The following is a 22,792-nucleotide window of genomic DNA, read 5'->3' as shown; positions in this document are numbered from 1 at the left end:
CAAGATGATTCCATTTAACGCACCACCCGTCGTGGGCACTGAACTCGACTATATGCAGTCTGCTATGGGCAGCGGCAAACTCTGTGGTGACGGTGGTTTTACCCGTCGCTGCCAGCAGTGGATGGAGCAGCGGTTTCACAGCGCTAAAGTCCTGCTGACCCCGTCCTGTACCGCATCGCTGGAAATGGCGGCGTTGCTGCTGGATATCCAGCCGGGCGATGAAGTGATCATGCCGAGCTATACCTTCGTCTCTACAGCGAATGCCTTTGTCCTGCGTGGTGCGAAAATCGTCTTTGTGGATATTCGCCCGGATACCATGAACATCGATGAGACGCTGATTGAAGCGGCAATCACGGACAAAACGCGCGCGATTGTGCCGGTTCACTACGCGGGTGTGGCGTGTGAGATGGACACCATCATGGCGATCGCCAAAAAACATGACCTGTTCGTGGTTGAAGATGCCGCTCAGGGCGTGATGTCGACCTATAAAGGGCGAGCGCTGGGAACGATCGGCCATATCGGCTGCTTTAGCTTCCACGAAACCAAAAACTATACCGCCGGTGGCGAAGGTGGTGCGACGCTGATTAACGACCGTGCGCTGGTCGAGCGCGCGGAAGTGATCCGTGAAAAAGGCACCAACCGCAGCCAGTTCTTCCGGGGACAGGTAGACAAATATACCTGGCGCGATATTGGCTCAAGCTATCTGATGGCCGATCTGCAGGCGGCATACCTGTGGGCGCAGCTGGAGGCAGCGGACCGCATTAATCTTCAGCGCCTGTCCCTGTGGCAAACTTATTACGACGCGCTGCAACCGCTGGCACAAGCAGGGCGAATAGAGCTGCCGACCCTTCCGGCTGATTGCGTCCATAATGCCCATATGTTCTACATCAAACTGCGCGATAACGACGATCGCAGCAAGTTGATTGCCTGGCTAAAAGAAGCCGAAATTCTGGCGGTGTTCCACTATATCCCGCTGCACTCCAGCCCTGCAGGAGAGGCATTTGGGGTCTTCGCGGGTGAAGATCGCTACACCACGAAAGAAAGTGAGCGTTTGCTTCGTTTGCCACTGTTCTACAACCTCGCGCCTGTTAACCAGCGTACGGTGATTAACACCCTTCTGAGTTATTTCGGCTGATATGTCTCTGGCAAAAGCATCGGTGTGGACCGCCGCGTCCACACTTGTCAAAATTGGCGCTGGGCTACTGGTCGTCAAGCTGCTGGCTGTCTCATTCGGCCCTTCAGGCGTCGGGCTGGCGGGGAATTTCCGTCAGCTTGTGACCGTCCTTGGGGTACTGGCCGGCGCAGGGATTTTCAACGGCGTCACGAAATACGTTGCGCAGTACCATGATGATGCGGCCCAGCTTCGCCGTGTTGTCGGTACATCCTCGGCGATGGTCACCGGCTTTTCGACCCTGATGGCGGTTATTTTCCTGCTGGCAGCGGCACCCATAAGCCAGGGGTTATTTGGTCACACCCATTATCAGGGGCTGGTTCGTCTGGTCGCGCTGGTTCAGCTGGGCATTGCCTGGGCTAACCTGCTGCTGGCGCTGATGAAAGGTTTTCGTGATGCGGCCGGGAACGCACTGGCGTTAATCCTCGGCAGCGTCATCGGCGTGATTACCTACTATTTTTGCTATCGGCTGGGCGGCTATGAAGGCGCGTTGCTGGGGCTGGCGCTGGTACCGGCTTTAGTGGTCGTTCCGGCGGCGTTCATGCTAATGCGTCGGGGCACCATTCCGTTGAGTTACCTGAAACCTCAATGGGACAAGGTGCTGGCAAGCCAGCTGGGAAAATTTACCCTGATGGCGCTCATCACCTCCGTCACGCTCCCTGTCGCCTACGTGATGATGCGAAACCTGCTGGCGGCGCATTACAGCTGGGACGAAGTTGGGATTTGGCAAGGGGTGAGCAGTATTTCCGATGCCTACCTCCAATTTATAACGGCTTCCTTTAGCGTCTATTTGCTGCCAACCTTATCGCGCCTGACCTCCAGGCAGGATATCACGCGCGAAATTTCCCGCTCACTGCGGTTTGTCCTTCCCGCCGTTGCGGCAGCCAGTTTAACCGTATGGCTATTGCGCGATGTCGCCATCTGGCTGCTCTTCTCCGCGAAGTTTACCGCCATGCGCGATCTGTTTGCCTGGCAACTGGTGGGCGACGTACTGAAAGTGGGGGCTTACGTTTTTGGTTATCTGGTGATTGCGAAAGCCTCGCTACGGTTGTATATCCTGGCGGAAATCAGCCAGTTTGCATTACTGACCGCATTCTCACACTGGTTGATCCCGGCACACGGTGCGCTGGGGGCGGCTCAGGCCTATATGGCAACCTATATCGTTTATTTCGCTGCCTGTTGCGGCGTATTTTTACTTTGGCGTAAACGCGCATGACTGCACTGATTCACATACTGGGATCGGATATCCCACACCATAACCAGACCGTGTTACGGTTCTTCAATGATGAACTGGCATCGGGGGATCCCGACGCTCGTGAGTTTATGGTTGCCGGTCAGGATAATGGCCTGAGCGTGGTGTGTCCGGCGCTGACTCTCTCTTTCTGGCCGGACAAGGCTGCGCTGGCGAAGGCGGTTGTTGCCAAAGCCAAAGCGGATCGTGAGCAACGTTTCTTTTTCCATGGGCAGTTTAATACCGGCCTGTGGCTGGCGCTCCTGAGCGGGGGGATCAAACCTTCGCAGTGCAGCTGGCATATCTGGGGAGCCGATCTTTACGAAGTCTCCAGCGGCTGGAAATTCCGTCTTTTCTACCCATTGCGGCGCATGGCGCAGGGGCGTGTGGGATGCGTTTTCGCGACCCGTGGCGATCTCAATTATTTTGCTAAACGCCACCCTGACGTACGCGGTGAGCTACTCTATTTCCCGACCCGAATGAACCCGGCGCTGAACAACATGGCGAATGATACGCCGCGCGAGGGTAAACTGACGATTCTGGTGGGTAATTCAGGCGATCGCAGCAATGAACATCTTGCCGCGCTCAGGGCGGTACATCAGCAGTTTGGCGACACCGTCAACGTGATTGTGCCGATGGGGTATCCGGCCAATAACGATGCCTATATCAATGAGGTCCGCCAGCAGGCACTCGCGTTATTTAGCGCCGGGAATGTGCACATTCTCCACGATAAGCTGGAATTTGATGAGTATCTTGCGCTGCTGCGTCGGTGCGATCTGGGCTATTTCATCTTTGCGCGTCAGCAAGGAATTGGCACGCTGTGTCTGCTGATTCAGGCGGGTGTGCCCTGCGTACTCAATCGCGAAAACCCATTCTGGCAGGACATGGCGGAGCAGCATCTGCCGGTGCTGTTTACTTCCGATGTGCTTAACGAAGAGGTGGTCCGCGAAGCGCAGAGACAACTGGCGCTGGTGGACAAAAGTGCCATCGACTTCTTTAGCCCGAACTACCTCACGCCGTGGCACCGCGCGCTGCGTATCGCTGCAGGAGACAAAGCATGAGCCAGTTGCAATTCAGCGGCTTACTGATCGTTTGGCTTCTGAGCACTTTATTTATCGCCACGCTCACCTGGTTCGAGTTTCGCCGGGTGCGTTTTAACTTTAACGTCTTCTTCTCGTTACTGTTTCTTCTGACCTTCTTTTTCGGATTCCCGCTGACCAGCATTCTGGTCTTCCGGTTTGACGTGAGCGTTGCCCCGCCCGAGATCCTGCTTCAGGCGATCCTGGCAGCGACCTGCTTCTACGCCGTCTACTACGCCACCTATAAAACGCGCCTGCGTTCAGCGCAATCCACCGCGCCGCGCCGGGCGCTCTTCACCATGAACCGGGTGGAGACGCACCTGACATGGGTGATGCTGATGACGATCGCGCTGGTAAGCGTGGGTATCTTCTTCATGCACAATGGTTTTCTGCTGTTCAAGCTCCAGTCCTACAGCCAGATTTTTTCTGCCGAAGTGTCGGGCGTGGCGCTTAAGCGCTTCTTCTACTTCTTCATTCCGGCGATGCTGGTGATCTTTTTCCTGCGTCAGGACAGCAAAGCCTGGCTGTTTTTCCTGGTGAGTACCGTCGCCTTCGGTTTCCTGACCTACATGATTGTGGGAGGGACGCGTGCAAATATCATCATCGCTTTCGCAATCTTCCTGTTTATCGGCATCATCCGCGGGTGGATCTCTTTATGGATGCTGGTGGCTGCTGGGGTGTTTGGCATTGTTGGTATGTTCTGGCTTGCCCTGAAGCGCTACGGGCTCAACGTAGCCGGTGACGAGGCGTTTTACACATTCCTCTATCTCACGCGCGACACCTTCTCACCGTGGGAAAACCTGGCGTTGTTGCTGCAAAACTACGACAAAATCGATTTCCAGGGCCTTGCGCCTATTGTGCGCGACTTTTATGTCTTTATCCCAACCTGGCTGTGGCCAGACCGTCCCGGCGTCGTACTCAACACGGCAAACTATTTTACCTGGGAAGTGCTGAACAACCACTCAGGCCTTGCGATCTCACCTACGTTGATTGGCTCGCTGGTGGTGATGGGGGGAAGCTGGTTTATCCTGCCGGGGGCGGTGGTGGTGGGGCTGATCATCAAGTGGTTTGACTGGCTCTACGTGCGCGGCAACGAAGAAACAAACCGCTATAAGGCGGCTATTTTGCACAGTTTCTGCTTTGGTGCCATTTTCAATATGATCGTTCTGGCGCGTGAAGGGCTGGATTCATTCGTGTCGCGCGTGGTTTTCTTCATGGTCGTTTTTGGCATCTGCCTGTTACTGGCCAAACTGTTGTACTGGTTGTTTGACAGTGCAGGGCTTGTGCATAAGCGCGAGCCGCAGGGCAGCACAACGCTGTCGCAAGTGTGAGTAGGGAAAGTCATGACGGATAAAACTTCTGCACCGCGCTATACGCTGCGCGGTCTGCAGCTTATTGGCTGGCGCGATATGCAACACGCGCTGGATTTTCTGTTCGCTGGTGGTCAGATGAAATCCGGTACGCTGGTCGCCATCAATGCGGAAAAAATGCTGGCGGTGGAAGACAACGCCGAAGTGAGAGGCCTGATAGAAGCGGCTGAATTTAAATATGCCGACGGTATCAGCGTGGTGCGTTCAATCCGCAAAAAGTATCCTGGCGCTAATGTATCTCGCGTGGCAGGGGCCGATCTCTGGGAGCAACTGATGGCACGCGCAGGGGCGGAAGGCACGCCGGTATTCCTGATTGGCGGTAAGCCGGAGGTGCTGGCGCAGACCGAAGCGAAGTTGCGCAGTCAATGGAATGTTAACATCGTGGGCAGCCAGGATGGCTACTTCAAACCAGAGGCCCGGCAGGCGCTGTTTAAACGCGTTCGCGACAGTGGAGCGAAAATCATCACCGTGGCGATGGGCTCCCCACGCCAGGAGATCCTGATGCGTGACTGCCGTCAGGTGTGTCCGGATGCCCTTTATATGGGCGTTGGCGGAACGTATGACGTTTTTACCGGCCACGTTAAGCGCGCGCCCAAAGTCTGGCAAAACCTGGGGCTGGAGTGGCTGTATCGCCTGCTATCTCAGCCGACGCGGATTACACGACAGATCCGTCTGCTTCGCTACCTTACCTGGCACTACACCGGGAAAATGTAATCAAAATGTAGCGCGATATGCTGTTCGCGCTGCAACTCCCCTGCAAAACTGCTGCGAATCTGTGCAATGCATTCATTTTTTTTATGCATCGTTTGCCATTTGCTGCATTTTAAGAAACCATTCGCCCCGTATTTTAGTATCCCTAAAAAACAATACCCGGCCTGAAGTCGGGAAACAGCAAACACAATCGAGGATCTATGGCAGAGAAAAAACCGGAGCTACAGCGTGGGCTGGAGGCTCGTCATATTGAACTGATAGCGCTGGGCGGCACTATCGGCGTGGGCCTGTTTATGGGCTCCGCAAGCACGCTCAAATGGGCAGGACCTTCGGTCTTGCTGGCTTATATCATTGCGGGATTGTTCGTTTTCTTCATCATGCGTTCGATGGGCGAAATGCTCTTCATGGAGCCCGTCACGGGTTCCTTCGCCGTTTACGCGCACCGATATATGAGCCCGTTCTTTGGCTACCTGACGGCATGGTCATACTGGTTTATGTGGATGGCGGTTGGCATCTCTGAAATCACGGCGATAGGGGTCTACGTGCAGTTCTGGTTCCCGGACATGGTCCAGTGGATACCGGCGCTGATTGCCGTGGGGCTGGTGGCACTGGCAAACCTTGCTGCGGTTCGTCTTTATGGTGAAATCGAATTCTGGTTTGCGATGATCAAAGTCACCACTATCATCGTGATGATTGTGGTCGGGCTGGGCGTTATCTTCTTCGGCTTTGGCAACGGCGGGCACGCCATTGGCTTTGGTAACCTGACCGAAAACGGCGGCTTCTTTGCGGGCGGCTGGAAGGGCTTCCTGACGGCACTGTGTATCGTTGTGGCCTCTTATCAGGGGGTCGAGCTTATCGGTATTACCGCGGGTGAAGCGAAAAACCCGCAGGTTACGCTGCGCAGCGCCGTAGGCAAGGTGCTGTGGCGTATCCTGATTTTCTATGTGGGGGCGATCTTCGTTATCGTAACCATCTTCCCGTGGAATGAAATTGGCACGACCGGTAGCCCGTTTGTCTTGACCTTCGCGAAGATTGGCATCACGGCGGCAGCAGGCATCATTAATTTTGTGGTTCTGACGGCGGCGTTGTCAGGCTGCAACAGCGGGATGTACAGCTGCGGACGTATGCTCTACGCGCTGTCCAGAAACAACCAGCTGCCAGCGGCAATGGCGAAAGTTTCGCGTGCGGGCGTACCGGTTGCGGGTGTGGCGGTGTCGATTGTGATCCTGCTGATTGGCTCCTGCCTGAACTACATCATCCCGAATCCGCAGCGCGTGTTCGTTTATGTCTACAGCGCCAGCGTGCTGCCAGGTATGGTGCCCTGGTTTGTTATCCTGATTAGCCAGCTGCGTTTCCGTCAGGCACATAAAAAGGCCATCGCCAGCCATCCGTTCCGTTCCATTCTGTTCCCGTACGCCAACTATTTGACGATGGCGTTCCTGGTTTGCGTATTAATCGGAATGTACTTTAATGAAGATACGCGCATGTCGCTGTTTGTCGGGATGATCTTCCTGGCGGCGGTGACCGCGGCGTATAAGCTTTTTGGTCTGGGCCGCCGCGCTACCTCGCAGAAAGTGGAGGAATAAGCGGCAAAATGTGCAAACCATAACCAAACGCGCATTTTTTTCAAAAAAGCACTAGACAGCGGGGTCGGAGGTACGTAATATCCAGCCCCGCAACGGCGCTAAGCGCCCGTAGCTCAGCTGGATAGAGCGCTGCCCTCCGGAGGCAGAGGTCTCAGGTTCGAATCCTGTCGGGCGCGCCATTTTAGTCCCGGCGCTAGAGCTGCGGTGGTCTGAGAAGTAGTCAGTACCGCGTGAAAGAATACAGTGGTGGCTATAGCTCAGTTGGTAGAGCCCTGGATTGTGATTCCAGTTGTCGTGGGTTCGAATCCCATTAGCCACCCCATTATTGAAAGAGTTGTGAATTGCGAAGGTGGCGGAATTGGTAGACGCGCTAGCTTCAGGTGTTAGTGTTCTTACGGACGTGGGGGTTCAAGTCCCCCCCCTCGCACCACGACTTTTTAATGAATTGAACTAAAAATTCAAAAAGCAGTACATCGGCGAGTAGCGCAGCTTGGTAGCGCAACTGGTTTGGGACCAGTGGGTCGGAGGTTCGAATCCTCTCTCGCCGACCAATTTTGAACCCCGCTTCGGCGGGGTTTTTTGTTTTCTACGCCTTTCTCTCTTCTGTAGTGATTCCACGACAACAGCCGGCTTCCTTGTCGCGATTCAGCGACACATAACACACTGAAAGTAAAAGATATAATAATCTGGCGGCTTTCGTGTCTCCTCCAGACGACATTTCGTCGTGTTTATCAGCAGGTTGTAGGGTCTAAGATACCGCTCAACAACATAATTTCCTTTTATCTTAAAATGTTGCGCGATGTAAAAGTTCTGCGTGTCAAGTTGGCACGTTACGTGCAATAATATACGTGTAGATGCTCATTCCATCTCTTATGTTCGCCTTAGTGCCTCATAAACTCAGGAATGACGCAGAGCCATTTACGGTGCTTATCGTCCACTGACAGATGTCGCTTCGGCCTCATCAGACACCATGGGCATAACGTTGAGTGAAGCACCAAATATGTTGTCTTACAGACCTGTTTTAACGCCTGCTTTTATAGCAGGCGTTTTTTTATGCCTTATTCCCGGTAAACGTACATGATCAGGGCGACAAGTATCAGAGCGGCTGACGAAACGCTGTAAAGCGCTTGTATGGAGCCAAATCCTGCCGCCGCCATCGCGGCAATACCGGTGAAAAGCGAGGCACTGAGCGTTTGCCAGCGCCAGGCTTTACTGCTGGCCGAAGCCATGTGTGTGGTTTGAAAACTGCTGAGTACGGCAAACGTGCCGGCCGCAAAGAGAACATTTGAGGCCAGGTGTGCGACAAATATCATCCCCAGCGCGCATGCCATCCACCCGGACAACAGCGGGAGCATCCCATACGCGGCAAGGAAGATGCCGAGACACAGTAAAATCCGTGGCGTGCGTGCTGCAAAACGCGTCAGGCTGTCTCTTTTTAGCAGCAGGGGACCGCAAAGTTGTCCCATGCTCCTTGCAAAAAGCAGTGGCAAAGCAAGGCTGGCCGCATCCTGAGGATGGATCTGCTGTGCCATTGCCGGAAGAAGCGCCATGGCCGGTGAACCGACGGCGGCCAGCGCAGGCAAAATCAGCAAACTGCGTTTCTGCCGGATGGTCAACATCTGCCAGCGTAAAGCCGCAGGCGCTTTCTCTTCAGTGGGGACTGCCAGTGTGGGCGCTAAAAATACACGACCTGCCAGCCAGAGCATGAACAGCGATCCGAGAAAGCTGATGGCATCAATGGCCAGCAAGGCGAGGATGGCGATCTTCTGGAAAAGTACCATCCCCAACCCGGTGCCTAACAAAACCTGAGCGGCAAAAATCACATTCTCGAGGCAGGTTGCGGCAGGCAGTTCTGCTTCTCTGAGTCCGCGTTTAAAGAGCAGCGTCAGGGCAGGCCAGCTCATTCCGCTAAGCAGTGCTTCGGTGGACTGCACGGCCAGTAACGCAGGGATACTGTGATAGTGCACGCCGAGAAGGGGAAAGAGCAGGGCCAGTAAGCCAAGCCCCTCGGTGAGCATCAACAGGGGTATCGGAGAATAGCGTACACACAGCTTTTCACTGATGAGGCTGCCGATAAAGCCAGGTAGCGTGGCGAAAAGAAAGGCGAGGGTAAGCAGTGCGGGCGGGGCGGACCATGCTAACAGTAAGCCGAAGACCACCACCTGGGTGACGCCATTTCCCAGTGATGTAAAGATAAAGGCACAGGCCAGCAGGCGCAGCCAGCGGTGGCAGCGCAGCGCTTCAATAAGCGCGTACAAAAGGGAGTTCATGACGATTTCCTTTCAAAAACGATTCAGTCCACGCGGCACTCGTCGCGTGTATGGAAAAAAGTTAATGAAAAGACGTCGTTACATTGGCGGGTTCGTTTTCAGATGACGTGGTAAAGAATGTAGCAGGCGAAGGGGAATAAAAAAGGAGGCCGTCTGGCCTCCTTGTTATTTATTGCTGGCTGCCATTATTTTGCAGCGTTAATAACAGCCCATCGCGGCGCATGGCGGCAGCCTCTTCCGGCTTGTGCTGCTTGTCCAGCGAATCGGCAAGCCACGCGTAGTCAAACGCGTCCGGGCGCTGTTTCAGCGCTGCACGGAAGGCGAGACTCGCTTCCTGCCATTCACCGTGCTTCATCAGCGACTGGCCCAGCGTACTCCATAGCAGTGGACGGTCGCCGACGGCTTTAATCTGCTGACGCAGCATTTTTTCAATTTGCTCAGGGTTATTGGTTTTCAGACGTGGGATCACCATAACCAGGCGATCGTCATACTGTCGCTTCAGTCCGTCGAGGAGGATCTCCTGCGCCGTGTCATGATCGTCACATTCAATCAGATGTTCTGCCATCGCAACCTGCAACGGAACCTGCTGACGCGTTTTCCGGCTCTGATTCTTCCACCATGTTTTCAGGCCATCGCTGCCGAGATCGGCACGCGCCTGATCCATCAGGCCAATCCATGCCAGACGCTGAAGTTCATCACGATGCTCATCATCACCGACGTCGGCTTTGGCCATCGACGGAATGATATCCAGCAGTGAACCCCAGGCGCCGGTGCGAATATAGGCCTGCTCGGCAAGACGCAGCACTTCCGGGTGGCGTGGCGAGACTTCCAGCAGACGGTCGATACCGTGACGCGCGGCGTGGTTTTCGTTGCGGGCCAGCTGCAGGCGAACGCGGGTGATCTCAACGGGAATCGGGTCTTTCGGAGAAAGTTCTGACGCGCGTTCCAGATGCTGGTTGGCGCGGGCTTCGTCACCCCGCTGTTGCGCTGCCTCGGCGGCCAGCAGATAGTTCACCACCGGCTGTTCGGCATGGTCAGCATTTTTCGACATCAGCTTTTCAACCTGCTGATAGTCACCCTCGGCCAGCTTAAGCAGTGCCTGCTCAGTCTGCTTACGGGCGCGGCGGCGTTTACGGCCAACGAACCAGCCACGCGTATGCGCACCGGTACGAAAAATTCGGCGCAGGATCCACTCCACCGCAAGGAGCACCACCACACCGAGGATCAGGATGATCACCAGACCCGTTACGCTGGTTTCGATGTTGTAGTTATCGGTCTGGATCAGGACGTAACCCTGATGACCGGCAAGCATCGGCCCCAGCACGATCCCGGCGATCAGCAGGATGAAGAGTAAGAGTACTTTAAGCATCATTACTCTCCTTGTGGCGCGCTTTCAGGCGCTGGCGCTGGCGCGGCGGCAGGGGCCTGGGCGTGAGGTTCTGCCGGAACGCCCGGCTGCGCCAGCAGGTTGCGCACGCGCGTCTGCATCAGCTTCTCCAGAATCGGCTGGCTTTCCAGCTTATCCGGCACGTTCATGGTGATGTTCTGCTGGCTCAGTTTATCAATGTCATCGAGGAAAGCCGTGGTCGTGGCATCATCGGTATTGTAGTAAGCACGTACCCATGTCGAGACGTTATCAAGCGCCTGTTTGTAGGTTTCTTCCTGATGACGCGGCACGGCCTGGGCCGCCACCAGCAGGCGGGAGCGAATGTTTTCGCGCAGATAAATGTCCTGATTCGGCGCTAACAGCGGAACGGCGGTTTCGTCGCGGCGGCGGATAGTAATGAAGCTATCCATAAAGTTCTGCCAGCTTTTTTGCAGGTTCACGCGCCATTCGCTCAGGGAGCTGGAAAGCTCGGTTCCGTCAGAATCCATCGGGGAGTCGTCGTCGTTGTTATCCGCCAGCTGCAGGTTATCAATCTGGTTTGAAAGCTGATTGACCTTCAGGATGATGCCATCGTAGTCCACCTGCGAAACGGCAGAAAGGCTGGCGATATCTTCGGTAATGGCACGACGCGCGGTAATGAGGCTCGGATCGTTCATGTCTGCCAGGCTCGCATCAGCGCTTTTCAGCAGCGCGGCGGCGGTGGTGACGTCCTGATCGCTCCAGAGCTTACGTCCGGCCAGCTTCACCAGGAAATCGGCCTGCGAGAGCAGCCAGGTTTTGGCATCGGTACCGGAAATCGTGGCGACTTTCTGCTGCACGTCGTCCAGCTGTTTGGTCAGCTCTTCCTGTTTGCTGTTCGCCTCAGCGAGCGCCGCGGACTGCTGTTTAATCACCGTTTCCAGTTCAGTTTTCTGCGTCTCCTGCGCTTTTTGCAGGGCGGTAAGCTGATTGACCAGCGTGTCGTTGGTCGCCGTCTGGCTGGAACCTTGCTGTTTCACCAGGCCATAGAGGCCAACGCCTGCGGCCAGCGCAATGGCGATGGCTATCGCGCTCAGCGCGAGGCTGGTTTTATTGCTGCCGTTCTTCTTCTCAACGGTTTTCTCAGTCGTTTCTGACTGCGGCGTGATGTCCACAGTCTCCCTGGTCTCTTCAACCACGGCGGAGGATTTATCGTGTTCCGTCATTATGGCTTCCCATTATGAGAGTTATTGTAATGCGCGCAGCAGCGCATCGTTGTCAGCGTTATCAGCGATCCGAATATCTTGCCAGCCCAGTTCCCGGGCCTGGTTCGCCAGACGCTCACTGACGACCAGAAGCCGGCAGTGGAGTAACCAGTTTTCACGATACCAAAGGGGTACCAGCGACCAGAGCTGCTGCAGCATTTCACCGCTGGTCACCACCAGGGTCGTAATGCCGCGCATATGCCAGCGCATCGCCTCTTCCGCACCATCGTAATGTTTTGCACAACGCTGATAGCATTCGCAGAACGTGACCTCAGCCCCGCGTTCCCGCAGCGTTTCGCCCAACAGTTCGCGCCCGCCGTTACCGCGTAAAATGAGTGCACGCTTTCCGGCAATAGTTTGTAATTCAGGTAATTGTAGCAAGACTTCGCTGATTTCCCGATCTAACGGGTAACGAACGTCTGTTCCGCTTACGGTATGCAACGCCAGTGCCGTTGTACGACCAATCGCAAAATAGTGAGGGGCGGTTGGCCAGTTAAGCCCCTGCTGTTGCAGCTGCGCCTGGGCAAATTCCACCGCATGTTGCGACAGCGCAAACAGCAAGTCGCCCTGCTGGAGGGTATTCATATGGTCGGCAAGCGCGGACAGCTCCCGACCGGGGGAGAATTCAATGAGCGGAAAACTCCAGGCCACCTGCCCCAGTGCGCGCAGACGGCTCACTAATTGCTCTCCTGCGGGAGAAGGGCGGGTGACAAGAATACTCATGCAGGGGGTTCTCCATTATAAACTTCAGCCAGGATCTCACGGGCGCCGTTATCCAGCAGCTCTTCTGCCAGCGACACGCCAAGCTGTTCGGCATCTTGCGCTTTACCGCGACGTTCGCCGCGGACCATCTGTGAACCGTCCGGTGCGCCAACCAGCGCTCGCAGCCACAGTTCACCGTTAATTAATTCAGCATAGCTGCCAATCGGCACCTGACACCCTCCTTCGAGGCGGGTGTTCATGGCGCGCTCGGCGTTAACGCGGATGGCTGTCTCGTCATGGTTCAGCGGGGCAAGCAGCGCGCGGGTACGCTCATCATCCAGACGGCATTCAATGCCGACGGCCCCCTGACCCACAGCCGGCAGCGACAGCTCAGGCGGCAACGCGACGCGAATGCGCGACGTCAGCCCCAGTCGCTTCAGACCCGCAACCGCGAGGATAATGGCATCGTAATCGCCGTTATCCAGCTTGCTCAGACGCGTACCAACGTTACCGCGCAGCGAACGAATGATCAGGTCCGGACGACGTTCTGCCAGCTGACACTGACGACGTAAACTGGACGTGCCAACCACGCTGCCTTCTGGCAACGCATCGAGCGAATCATAGTGATTGGAGACAAACGCATCGCGCGGATCTTCACGCTCGCAAATGGTCACCAGCCCCAGCCCTTCCGGGAACTCGACGGGCACATCTTTCATCGAATGTACGGCGATATCGGCGCGGTTCTCAAGCAATGCCAGTTCCAGTTCTTTGACAAACAGGCCCTTGCCGCCCACTTTAGCCAGTGGCGTATCAAGGATCACGTCACCGCGCGTGACCATAGGCACCAGCTCGACGCACAATCCACTGTGGCAGGCTTCAAGGCGCTGCTTAACATAATGTGCCTGCCAGAGCGCAAGAGGGCTTTGGCGTGTGGCAATTCTCAAAACATTGTCTAACATGCTTGTTACCGTCATTATCAATCGCTAACCATCCTAACATTGTTGACTCTGGGATGGCAGTTTTACGGTGATGAAGAAGAGAGGGACAGGGCGGGGTTCTCGTCAGCCACAGCCGTATTAAGGAATTTACACGTACAGAACGGTGCTACACTGTATGTAGCGCATCTTTCTTTACGGTCAACCGGCAAGGTGTTAAATTGATCACGTTTTAGACCATTTTTTCGTCGGTACCACCATAATGATAAGGGCGAAAAAAGGTAACGGTTCTCTTTTTGTAATACTGCGGGTCCGCTGTTATTTCTGTTTTGAATAGCGTGCGACACCCGGAAACATCAGGCGATACGTCTTGTACCTCTATATTGAGACTCTGAAACAGAGACTGGATGCCATAAACCAACTGCGTGTCGATCGCGCGCTTGCTGCTATGGGCCCTGCTTTCCAGCAGGTATACAGTCTTCTGCCGACATTATTGCACTATCACCATCCGCTGATGCCTGGCTACCTTGACGGTAACGTTCCCAGAGGCATCTGTCTTTTCACGCCTGATGAAACCCAACAACACTACCTGACCGAACTTGAACTCTACCGTGGTATGCCGCCGCAGGAATCACCGAAAGGTGAACTGCCGATTACAGGCGTTTACACCATGGGCAGCACCTCCTCGGTTGGGCAAAGCTGTTCTTCGGACCTGGACATCTGGGTCTGTCATCAGTCCTGGCTCGATAACGACGAGCGTCAGCTGCTGCAACGAAAGTGCAGCCTGCTGGAAAGCTGGGCCGCGTCGCTTGGCGTAGAAGTCAGTTTCTTCCTGATTGATGAAAACCGTTTCCGTCATAACGAAAGTGGCAGTCTGGGTGGTGAAGACTGCGGTTCAACCCAGCACATCTTACTGCTGGACGAGTTTTACCGTACTGCCGTACGCCTGGCCGGTAAGCGTATTCTGTGGAATATGGTGCCGTGCGACGAAGAAGAGCATTACGACGATTACGTAATGTCGTTGTACTCCCAGGGTGTGCTGACACCAAATGAATGGCTGGATCTGGGTGGCCTCAGTTCGCTTTCCGCCGAAGAGTACTTTGGCGCGAGCCTCTGGCAGCTCTATAAAAGCATTGATTCGCCGTATAAGGCCGTGCTGAAAACCCTGCTGCTGGAAGCCTATTCCTGGGAATACCCCACGCCGCGTTTGCTGGCGAAAGATATCAAGCAGCGTCTGCACGACGGAGAAATTGTCTCCTACGGGCTGGATGCTTACTGCATGATGCTTGAACGCGTCACCGAATACCTGAAAGCCATTGATGACACCACGCGTCTCGATCTGGTGCGTCGATGTTTCTATCTCAAAGTCTGTGAAAAACTCAGCCGCGAACGCGCATGCGTGGGCTGGCGTCGTGAAGTGGTCAGTCAGTTGGTGAAAGAGTGGGGATGGGACGAAGAACGTCTGTCGATGCTTGATAACCGCGCCAACTGGAAAATCGATCAGGTGCGTGAAGCGCACAACGAACTGCTCGATGCCATGATGCAAAGCTACCGCAACCTTATCCGCTTTGCGCGTCGTAACAATCTCAGCGTTTCCGCCAGCCCGCAGGATATCGGGGTGTTGACGCGTAAACTGTACGCGGCGTTTGAAGCATTGCCGGGTAAAGTCACGCTGGTTAACCCGCAGATTTCACCGGACCTGTCAGAACCGAACCTGACCTTTATCTATGTGCCGCCGGGCCGCGCAAACCGCACCGGGTGGTACCTGTACAACCGTGCGCCAAGCATGGACTCGATCATCAGCCATCAGCCGCTGGAATATAACCGCTACCTGAACAAGCTGGTGGCCTGGGCCTGGTTCAACGGCCTGCTGACCTCGCGTACCCGGCTGTTTATCAAAGGCAACGAGGTTGTCGATTTAGCCAAACTGCAGGAGATGGTGGCGGATGTCTCCCACCACTTCCCGCTGCGTCTGCCGGCGCCGACGCCAAAAGCGCTCTACAGCCCGTGTGAAATTCGCCATCTGGCGATTATCGTCAACCTGGAATATGACCCGACAGCGGCCTTCCGCAATCAGGTGGTCCATTTTGATTTCCGCAAGCTGGACGTCTTTAGTTTTGGCGAGCAGCAAAACTGCCTGGTGGGCAGCGTAGACCTGCTGTACCGCAACTCGTGGAACGAAGTGCGTACTCTGCACTTCAACGGCGAGCAGGCGATGATCGAAGCGCTGAAAACGATTCTCGGCAAGATGCATCAGGACGCTGCGCCGCCGGACAGCGTTGAGGTGTTCTGCTATAGCCAGCATCTGCGCGGTCTGATCCGTACCCGTGTGCAGCAGCTGGTTTCGGAGTGCATCGAACTGCGCCTCTCCAGTACCCGTCAGGAAACCGGTCGCTTTAAAGCACTGCGCGTCTCCGGACAGACCTGGGGCCTGTTCTTCGAGCGCCTGAATGTTTCAGTACAGAAGCTGGAAAACGCCATCGAGTTCTACGGCGCTATTTCGCACAACAAGCTGCATGGCCTGTCAGTGCAGGTGGAAACCCACCACGTGAAACTGCCACAGGTCGTGGATGGCTTTGCGAGCGAAGGGATTATTCAGTTCTTCTTTGAAGAGTCGGGTGATGATGCCGGTTTCAACATCTACATCCTGGATGAGACGAACCGCGCTGAGGTTTATCACCACTGTGAAGGCAGTAAAGAGGAGCTGGTGCGCGACGTCAGTCGCTTCTATTCGTCCTCACATGACCGCTTTACCTACGGCTCCAGCTTCATCAACTTTAACCTGCCGCAGTTCTACCAGATTGTGAATGTAGACGGACGTTCGCAGGTGATTCCGTTCCGTACGCAGGCCGTTACGCCAGCGGTTCCCGCCAGCCAGGACACTACCCCGCTGTTGCAGCAGTATTTCTCCTGACAGTTTTTGCCCGGTATGCAGCGCACCACCGGGCAAAACAGACTCAACGAAAACGCACGTCTTCGCCTGCCTGCGCGGTCGCCGCCTGTTCCAGCAGATCCCAGAACGTTTCGCCGCTACGGTCACACACCCATTCGCCCTCTTTCAGATCGAAATGGTAGCCACCCTGTTTGGCGGCCAGCCAGACCTGGTGAAGCGGCTCCTGGCGGTTAATAATAATTTTGCTGCCGTTTTCGAAGCTCAGGGTCAGAATGCCGCCGTTGATCTCACAATCGATATCGCTGTCGCCGTCCCAGTCGTCAAGCCGCTCTTCGATGGTCATCCATAAGGTGTCTGCAAGGCGATGGAATTCACTGTCGTTCATGGTTTTGTTCCTGTTTTTCGTGATGCCGGCAGTATAACGCTAAATAATTCCCGTTGCAGGAAAGCGGCAAACTCTTGCTTTTGTGTCTTCTCCTGCGATGATAGAAACAGATTTGAACTTACGGGCAACTTTATAATGAAAAACGTTTTCCGAACGCTTGCCGTTCTCATCACGCTGTTTAGTCTGACGGGCTGTGGACTGAAGGGACCGCTTTACTTCCCGCCAGCGGATAAAACGGCGCCGCCGCCGACGAAACCTGTGCAAAGCGGTATTGAGTCTTCCACGCCAGACACGAACGATCGTGGCAATAATGGTGGTCCGACTCAGGTTAATCTCTGACGATTACGTTCTGTACCCGCGCAATGGAGCGAATGATGCAGTTCTCTAAGATGCATGGCCTTGGCAACGATTTTATGGTCGTCGACGCGGTAACGCAGAATGTCTTTTTCTCCCCGGAACTGATCCGCCGCCTGGCGGATCGGCATCTGGGCGTGGGGTTCGATCAGCTGCTGGTGGTTGAGCCGCCGTACGATCCTGACCTCGATTTCCACTACCGTATTTTTAACGCTGACGGCAGTGAAGTCTCCCAGTGCGGCAACGGTGCGCGCTGTTTTGCCCGCTTTGTCCGCCTGAAAGGGCTGACGAACAAGCGCGATATCCGCGTCAGTACCGCGAATGGTCGCATGGTGCTCAGCGTCACCGATGACGATCTGGTTCGCGTGAATATGGGCGAGCCGAACTTTGAACCTTCCGCCGTGCCGTTTCGCGCAAACAAAGCGGAAAAGACCTATATTATGCGTGCGGCTGAGCAGACAGTATTGTGTGGTGTCGTCTCGATGGGAAACCCACACTGCGTGATTCAGGTTGATGATGTGGAGACCGCCGCCGTTGAAACCCTCGGCCCGGTGCTGGAAAGCCATGAACGCTTCCCGGAACGCGCGAACATTGGTTTTATGCAGGTGGTGAAGCGTGAACACATCCGTCTGCGGGTGTATGAACGCGGCGCGGGCGAAACTCAGGCCTGCGGAAGCGGTGCCTGCGCGGCAGTGGCCGTCGGCATCGCTCAGGGGTTACTGGCAGAAGAGGTTCGCGTGGAGTTACCAGGCGGTCGTCTTGATATCGCCTGGAAAGGACCGGGTCATCCGCTGTTTATGACTGGCCCGGCGGTACATGTCTATGACGGGTTTATCCATCTATGAAGCAACCAGGGGAAGAACTGCAGGAAACGGTGACGGAACTGGACGACAGTGCTGTTGTTGATTATCTGCTGAACAATCCCGCGTTTTTTATTCGCAATGCACGTCTTGTCGAACAGATGCGCGTGCCGCATCCGGTGCGCGGGACCGTGTCGCTGGTCGAATGGCACATGGCTCGCGCGCGCAACCACATCAATCAGCTTGAAGAGAACATGACGCTGCTCATGGAACAGGCGAACAATAACGAAAGCCTGTTCTATCGACTGCTGCATCTGCAGGCGCGTCTGGCCTCGGCCCACAGCCTTGACGAGTTTCTCAGCCGTTTCCACCGCTGGGCGCGAGAACTGGGGCTTGCAGGCGCAACCCTTCGTCTCTTCCCCGACCGCTGGCGCATTGGTGCACCGTCTGGTTTCACCCATCTGGCGCTGAGCCGTCAGGCGTTTGAGCCGCTACGTATTCAGCGCCTGGGTCATCAACATCATTATCTGGGGCCGCTGAACGGACCAGAATTGCTGGTGGTATTGCCAGAAGCCAAAGCGATTGGTTCGGTGGCCATGTCACTGATGGGGCGCGATGGCGACTTAGGCGTAATGTTATTTACCAGCCGCGACGCGCATCACTATGAGCAGGGGCAAGGTACGCACCTGTTGCAGGAGATCGCCCTGATGCTGCCTGAGCTGCTGGAGCGCTGGATTGAGCGCGTATGACGGACGGACTTCTTGCCACTGACGTCGCGCGCTTTCTGCGCTACCTGGGGGTTGAACGTCAGCTTAGCCCCATTACCCTGCTGAACTATCAGCGTCAGCTTGATGCCATCATGCAGATTGCCGATGAAATCGGCCTGAAAAGCTGGCAACAATGTGACGCTGCGACGGTTCGTGGAGTCGTCGTGCGTAGCCGCAGGAAAGGGTTAGGCCCGGCGAGTCTGGCGCTCAGGCTCTCTGCCCTGCGCAGTTTCTTCGACTGGCTGGTGAGCCAGGGCAGCCTTAAAGCCAACCCGGCGAAAGGCATTGCCACGCCAAAAGCACCGCGTCATCTGCCTAAAAATATCGACGTCGATGATGTCAATCGCCTGCTGGATATCGATCTTAACGATCCGCTGGCGGTGCGTGACCGCGCGATGCTGGAGGTGATGTACGGTGCCGGACTGCGTCTGTCTGAACTGGTCAATCTCGATATAAAACATCTCGCTCTGGACACCGGCGAAGTGTGGGTGATGGGCAAGGGCAGCAAAGAGCGCCGCCTGCCGATTGGTCGCAACGCTGTCGCCTGGATTGAGCACTGGCTTGACCTGCGCGGGCTGTTTGGCGCTGAAGAAGAGGCGCTGTTCCTGTCGAAACTCGGCAAGCGGATCTCGGCGCGTAACGTGCAGAAGCGTTTTGCGGAGTGGGGCATTAAACAGGGGCTGAACAGCCATGTTCACCCGCACAAGCTGCGCCACTCTTTTGCGACCCACATGCTTGAATCAAGCGGCGATCTGCGCGGCGTGCAGGAACTGCTCGGCCACGCGAATTTGTCCACCACCCAAATTTATACCCACTTAGACTTCCAGCACCTTGCCTCGGTGTATGACGCGGCGCATCCACGCGCCAAACGGGGGAAATAATGCGTTTTTACCGCCCACTGGGTCAGATTTCAGCCCTTACCTTTGACCTTGATGACACCCTTTATGATAACCGCCAGGTGATCCTGCGTACCGAGCAGGAGTCGCTGGCGTTTGTGCAGAACTATCACCCGGCGCTGAAGACGATGCAGAACAAGGACTTCCAGCAGCTGCGTCAGTCCCTGCGGGAGACCGAGCCGGACATTTACCATGACGTGACCGAATGGCGTCGACGTGCGGTTGAACAGGCGATGCTGAATGTTGGCATGAGCGCGCGTGATGCGGCGATAGGGGCTGAAGCGTCCATGGAAAACTTCGCCAAATGGCGCAGCCGTATTGATGTGCCACAGGAGACCCACGATACGCTGGCCGCGCTGGCAGAGAAGTGGCCGCTGGTGGCGATTACCAATGGCAATGCTCAGCCTGAGCTGTTTGGTCTTGGCGATTATTTTGAGTTTGTGCTGCGCGCGGGCCCGCACGGGCGCTCGAAACCGTTTAACGATATGTATCACCTGGCGGCGGAAAAACTGAACCTGCCGCTCGGCGAAATGTTGCATGTGGGTGATGACCTGACCACGGACGTGGCCGGGGCGATCCGCTGCGGCATGCAGGCCTGCTGGATCAAGCCGGAAAACGCTGACCTGATGACAACGCCGGACAGCCGTCTTCTGCCGCACGTGGAAATTTCACGGTTGGCATCCCTCACGACGCTGATATAATCATCAATTGTTCTGTATAAATTAACAGGGTTTTGGCGAAGGAATCACATTCGCCTGCCTGACATTACGTGACGGTGCCAATGGACGTTTCTTACCTGCTCGACAGCCTTAATGACAAACAGCGTGACGCGGTTGCCGCTTCGCGCACCAACATGCTGGTGCTGGCTGGGGCGGGCAGTGGTAAGACACGCGTGCTGGTACACCGCATTGCGTGGCTGCAGAGCGTGGAAAACTGCTCACCGTATTCCATTATGGCGGTGACGTTTACCAACAAGGCGGCGGCAGAGATGCGCCACCGAATCGCACAGCTGATGGGCACCAGCCAGGGCGGCATGTGGGTGGGGACTTTCCACGGTCTGGCGCATCGCCTGCTGCGGGCGCACCACATGGACGCTAACCTGCCGCAGGATTTCCAGATCCTCGACAGCGAAGATCAGCTGCGTCTGCTGAAGCGTCTTATTAAGGCGATGAATCTCGACGAGAAGCAGTGGCCGCCGCGTCAGGCAATGTGGTACATCAACGGCCAGAAAGACGAAGGGCTGCGTCCGCACCATATTCAGAGCTTCGGCAACCCGGTCGAGCAAACCTGGCAGAACGTTTATAAAGCCTATCAGGAGGCGTGCGATCGCGCAGGTCTGGTGGACTTTGCTGAGCTGCTGCTGCGTGCGCATGAGCTGTGGCTCAACAAACCGCATATCCTGCAGCACTATCGTGAACGCTTCACCAATATTCTGGTGGACGAATTCCAGGATACCAACAACATCCAGTATGCATGGATCCGCCTGCTGGCCGGTGATACCGGCAAGGTGATGATCGTCGGTGATGACGATCAGTCCATCTATGGCTGGCGTGGGGCGCAGGTGGAAAACATTCAGCGCTTCCTCAATGATTTCCCCGGTGCTCAGACCATCCGTCTGGAGCAGAACTACCGTTCGACCAGCAACATTCTGAGCGCCGCCAACGCCCTGATTGAGAACAACAACGGGCGTCTGGGTAAAAAGCTGTGGACCGATGGCGTTGACGGTGAACCGATCTCTATCTACTGCGCATTCAACGAACTTGATGAAGCGCGCTTTGTGGTGAACCGTATTAAAACCTGGCAGGACAACGGTGGCGCGCTGGAGCAGTGTGCCATTCTCTATCGCAGCAACGCCCAGTCGCGCGTGCTGGAAGAGGCGTTGCTGCAGGTGAGTATGCCGTACCGCATTTACGGCGGCATGCGCTTCTTTGAACGTCAGGAGATCAAAGACGCGCTCTCGTATCTGCGTCTGATCGCAAACCGTAATGACGATGCGGCGTTTGAGCGCGTGGTGAACACCCCAACTCGCGGCATCGGTGACCGTACCCTGGACGTGGTGCGTCAGGCCTCCCGCGATCGCCAGCTGACACTCTGGCAGGCGTGCCGCGAGCTGTTGCAGGAGAAAGCGCTCGCCGGACGTGCAGCCAGCGCCTTACAACGCTTCCTGGAGCTGATTGATGCCCTGGCACAGGAAACGGCCGATATGCCTCTGCACGTACAGACCGACCGGGTGATTAAAGACTCCGGCCTGCGCACCATGTATGAGCAGGAGAAAGGCGAAAAGGGCCAGACCCGTATTGAGAACTTAGAGGAACTGGTGACGGCAACGCGCCAGTTCAGCTACAACGAAGAAGACGAAGATTTGATGCCGCTACAGGCGTTCCTCTCCCACGCGGCGCTGGAAGCGGGCGAAGGGCAGGCAGACACCTGGCAGGATGCGGTTCAACTTATGACCCTGCACTCCGCCAAAGGTCTGGAGTTCCCGCAGGTGTTTATCGTCGGGATGGAAGAGGGGATGTTCCCGAGCCAGATGTCGCTGGATGAAGGTGGGCGTCTGGAGGAGGAGCGTCGTCTGGCCTATGTTGGCGTGACGCGCGCGATGCAAAAGCTGACGCTGACCTATGCCGAAACCCGACGCCTTTACGGCAAAGAGGTGTATCACCGTCCGTCGCGCTTTATCGGCGAACTGCCGGAAGAGTGCGTGGAAGAGGTGCGCCTGCGCGCCAGTATCAGCCGCCCGGTCAGCCATCAGCGTATGGGCTCGCCGATTGCTGAAACGGACACCGGCTACAAGCTGGGTCAGCGCGTGCGTCATGCTAAGTTTGGTGAAGGCACTATCGTCAATCTGGAAGGTAGCGGCGAGCACAGCCGCCTGCAGGTGGCGTTCCAGGGGCAAGGTATCAAATGGCTGGTGGCAGCCTACGCCAGGCTGGAAACTGTGTAACTTTCAGAAAAATATCATTATTTTGTAATAATCTGCTAGCCTTATACGTTGAAGGTCAATTAATGCCCTTCAGCGTTCCGTTGCGTGT

19 protein-coding genes and 4 tRNA genes are annotated in these 22,792 nt (G+C 55.8%); 17 read left to right on the top strand and 6 right to left on the bottom strand.

Annotated features, from left to right (window positions below):
• Window positions 1–4: 4 nt before the first annotated feature.
• From rffA to ACMGG3_RS17525, 10 genes are all read left to right on the top strand, one after another.
• Window positions 5–1,135 (top strand): dTDP-4-amino-4,6-dideoxygalactose transaminase, encoded by a 1,131-nt coding sequence (rffA, locus tag ACMGG3_RS17570; RefSeq protein WP_020882890.1) that lies wholly within the window; start codon window positions 5–7, stop codon window positions 1,133–1,135.
• A gap of 1 nt (window position 1,136) precedes the next feature.
• On the top strand, window positions 1,137–2,387 hold the full coding sequence (gene wzxE, locus ACMGG3_RS17565) for a lipid III flippase WzxE (RefSeq protein WP_414149341.1): 1,251 nt from the start codon (window positions 1,137–1,139) through the stop codon (window positions 2,385–2,387).
• Window positions 2,384–3,463, top strand: coding sequence for a TDP-N-acetylfucosamine:lipid II N-acetylfucosaminyltransferase (locus tag ACMGG3_RS17560; RefSeq protein WP_414149340.1), 1,080 nt, complete (start codon window positions 2,384–2,386; stop codon window positions 3,461–3,463). The genes wzxE and ACMGG3_RS17560 overlap by 4 nt, the downstream gene beginning before the upstream one ends.
• A complete protein-coding gene (gene wzyE / locus ACMGG3_RS17555; RefSeq protein ID WP_020882888.1) occupies window positions 3,460–4,812 on the top strand; it encodes an ECA oligosaccharide polymerase in 1,353 nt (450 codons plus the stop codon). The genes ACMGG3_RS17560 and wzyE overlap by 4 nt, the downstream gene beginning before the upstream one ends.
• 12 nt (window positions 4,813–4,824) lie before the next feature.
• Window positions 4,825–5,565, top strand: coding sequence for a lipopolysaccharide N-acetylmannosaminouronosyltransferase (gene wecG, locus ACMGG3_RS17550; RefSeq protein ID WP_063858724.1), 741 nt, complete (start codon window positions 4,825–4,827; stop codon window positions 5,563–5,565).
• A gap of 197 nt (window positions 5,566–5,762) precedes the next feature.
• Complete coding sequence (thrP, locus tag ACMGG3_RS17545; protein ID WP_014172144.1) at window positions 5,763–7,148, top strand: bifunctional threonine/serine APC transporter ThrP; 1,386 nt, start codon at window positions 5,763–5,765, stop codon at window positions 7,146–7,148.
• Between the two features lie 102 nt (window positions 7,149–7,250).
• A tRNA-Arg gene (locus tag ACMGG3_RS17540) sits at window positions 7,251–7,327 on the top strand.
• Window positions 7,328–7,394: 67 nt separating this feature from the next.
• A tRNA-His gene (locus ACMGG3_RS17535) sits at window positions 7,395–7,470 on the top strand.
• Window positions 7,471–7,491: 21 nt separating this feature from the next.
• Window positions 7,492–7,578: transfer RNA gene (locus ACMGG3_RS17530), tRNA-Leu, on the top strand.
• A 44-nt stretch (window positions 7,579–7,622) separates the two neighbouring features.
• A tRNA-Pro gene (locus tag ACMGG3_RS17525) sits at window positions 7,623–7,699 on the top strand.
• A 507-nt stretch (window positions 7,700–8,206) separates the two neighbouring features.
• On the opposite strand, the gene ACMGG3_RS17520 is transcribed toward ACMGG3_RS17525, so the two are convergent.
• The 5 genes from ACMGG3_RS17520 to hemC form a co-directional block, all read right to left on the bottom strand.
• Entirely contained in the window at window positions 8,207–9,418 is a 1,212-nt protein-coding gene (locus ACMGG3_RS17520; protein ID WP_073397806.1) for an MFS transporter, read from the bottom strand.
• 169 nt (window positions 9,419–9,587) lie between these two features.
• Window positions 9,588–10,787, bottom strand: a complete 1,200-nt coding sequence (hemY, locus tag ACMGG3_RS17515; protein ID WP_032680089.1) for a protoheme IX biogenesis protein HemY — start codon at window positions 10,785–10,787, stop codon at window positions 9,588–9,590.
• Between the two features lie 2 nt (window positions 10,788–10,789).
• The gene (gene hemX, locus ACMGG3_RS17510) at window positions 10,790–11,989 is read right to left on the bottom strand and encodes a uroporphyrinogen-III C-methyltransferase (protein ID WP_032679217.1); all 1,200 of its coding nucleotides are present in this window, start codon (window positions 11,987–11,989) and stop codon (window positions 10,790–10,792) included.
• Between the two features lie 21 nt (window positions 11,990–12,010).
• Window positions 12,011–12,751, bottom strand: coding sequence for a uroporphyrinogen-III synthase (hemD, locus tag ACMGG3_RS17505; RefSeq protein WP_014172140.1), 741 nt, complete (start codon window positions 12,749–12,751; stop codon window positions 12,011–12,013).
• Window positions 12,748–13,689: a hydroxymethylbilane synthase gene (gene hemC / locus ACMGG3_RS17500; protein WP_032669623.1), complete on the bottom strand. Its 942-nt coding sequence runs from the start codon at window positions 13,687–13,689 to the stop codon at window positions 12,748–12,750. The genes hemD and hemC overlap by 4 nt, the downstream gene beginning before the upstream one ends.
• 346 nt (window positions 13,690–14,035) lie before the next feature.
• Here hemC and cyaA point away from each other — a divergent pair, with 346 nt between their 5' ends.
• Window positions 14,036–16,579: a class I adenylate cyclase gene (gene cyaA, locus ACMGG3_RS17495; RefSeq protein WP_394246974.1), complete on the top strand. Its 2,544-nt coding sequence runs from the start codon at window positions 14,036–14,038 to the stop codon at window positions 16,577–16,579.
• A 43-nt stretch (window positions 16,580–16,622) separates the two neighbouring features.
• Here cyaA and cyaY read toward each other — a convergent pair whose 3' ends face one another.
• Window positions 16,623–16,943, bottom strand: coding sequence for an iron donor protein CyaY (cyaY, locus tag ACMGG3_RS17490; protein ID WP_014172137.1), 321 nt, complete (start codon window positions 16,941–16,943; stop codon window positions 16,623–16,625).
• Window positions 16,944–17,078: 135 nt separating this feature from the next.
• On the opposite strand from cyaY, the gene lptM reads away from it, so the two are divergent.
• From lptM to uvrD, 6 genes are all read left to right on the top strand, one after another.
• A complete protein-coding gene (lptM, locus tag ACMGG3_RS17485) occupies window positions 17,079–17,282 on the top strand; it encodes an LPS translocon maturation chaperone LptM (protein WP_025202779.1) in 204 nt (67 codons plus the stop codon).
• Between the two features lie 35 nt (window positions 17,283–17,317).
• Entirely contained in the window at window positions 17,318–18,142 is an 825-nt protein-coding gene (dapF, locus tag ACMGG3_RS17480; RefSeq protein WP_020882883.1) for a diaminopimelate epimerase, read from the top strand.
• Entirely contained in the window at window positions 18,139–18,846 is a 708-nt protein-coding gene (locus ACMGG3_RS17475; RefSeq protein ID WP_014172135.1) for a DUF484 domain-containing protein, read from the top strand. The genes dapF and ACMGG3_RS17475 overlap by 4 nt, the downstream gene beginning before the upstream one ends.
• Window positions 18,843–19,745: a tyrosine recombinase XerC gene (gene xerC, locus ACMGG3_RS17470; protein ID WP_414149339.1), complete on the top strand. Its 903-nt coding sequence runs from the start codon at window positions 18,843–18,845 to the stop codon at window positions 19,743–19,745. Before ACMGG3_RS17475 ends, xerC begins: the two co-directional genes overlap by 4 nt.
• Window positions 19,745–20,461, top strand: coding sequence for a 5-amino-6-(5-phospho-D-ribitylamino)uracil phosphatase YigB (gene yigB / locus ACMGG3_RS17465; protein ID WP_014172133.1), 717 nt, complete (start codon window positions 19,745–19,747; stop codon window positions 20,459–20,461). Before xerC ends, yigB begins: the two co-directional genes overlap by 1 nt.
• An 80-nt stretch (window positions 20,462–20,541) precedes the next feature.
• Window positions 20,542–22,704 (top strand): DNA helicase II, encoded by a 2,163-nt coding sequence (gene uvrD / locus ACMGG3_RS17460; protein WP_020882882.1) that lies wholly within the window; start codon window positions 20,542–20,544, stop codon window positions 22,702–22,704.
• Window positions 22,705–22,792 lie beyond the last annotated feature (88 nt).

Origin of the sequence: Enterobacter sp. BNK-18 (assembly GCF_047456135.1) — a bacterium.
In the GTDB taxonomy this organism is placed as follows: Bacteria; Pseudomonadota; Gammaproteobacteria; order Enterobacterales; family Enterobacteriaceae; genus Enterobacter; species Enterobacter ludwigii.
The sequence above is the reverse complement of the archived record's forward strand: the minus strand, read 5'-3'. Positions and strand labels throughout refer to the sequence as shown.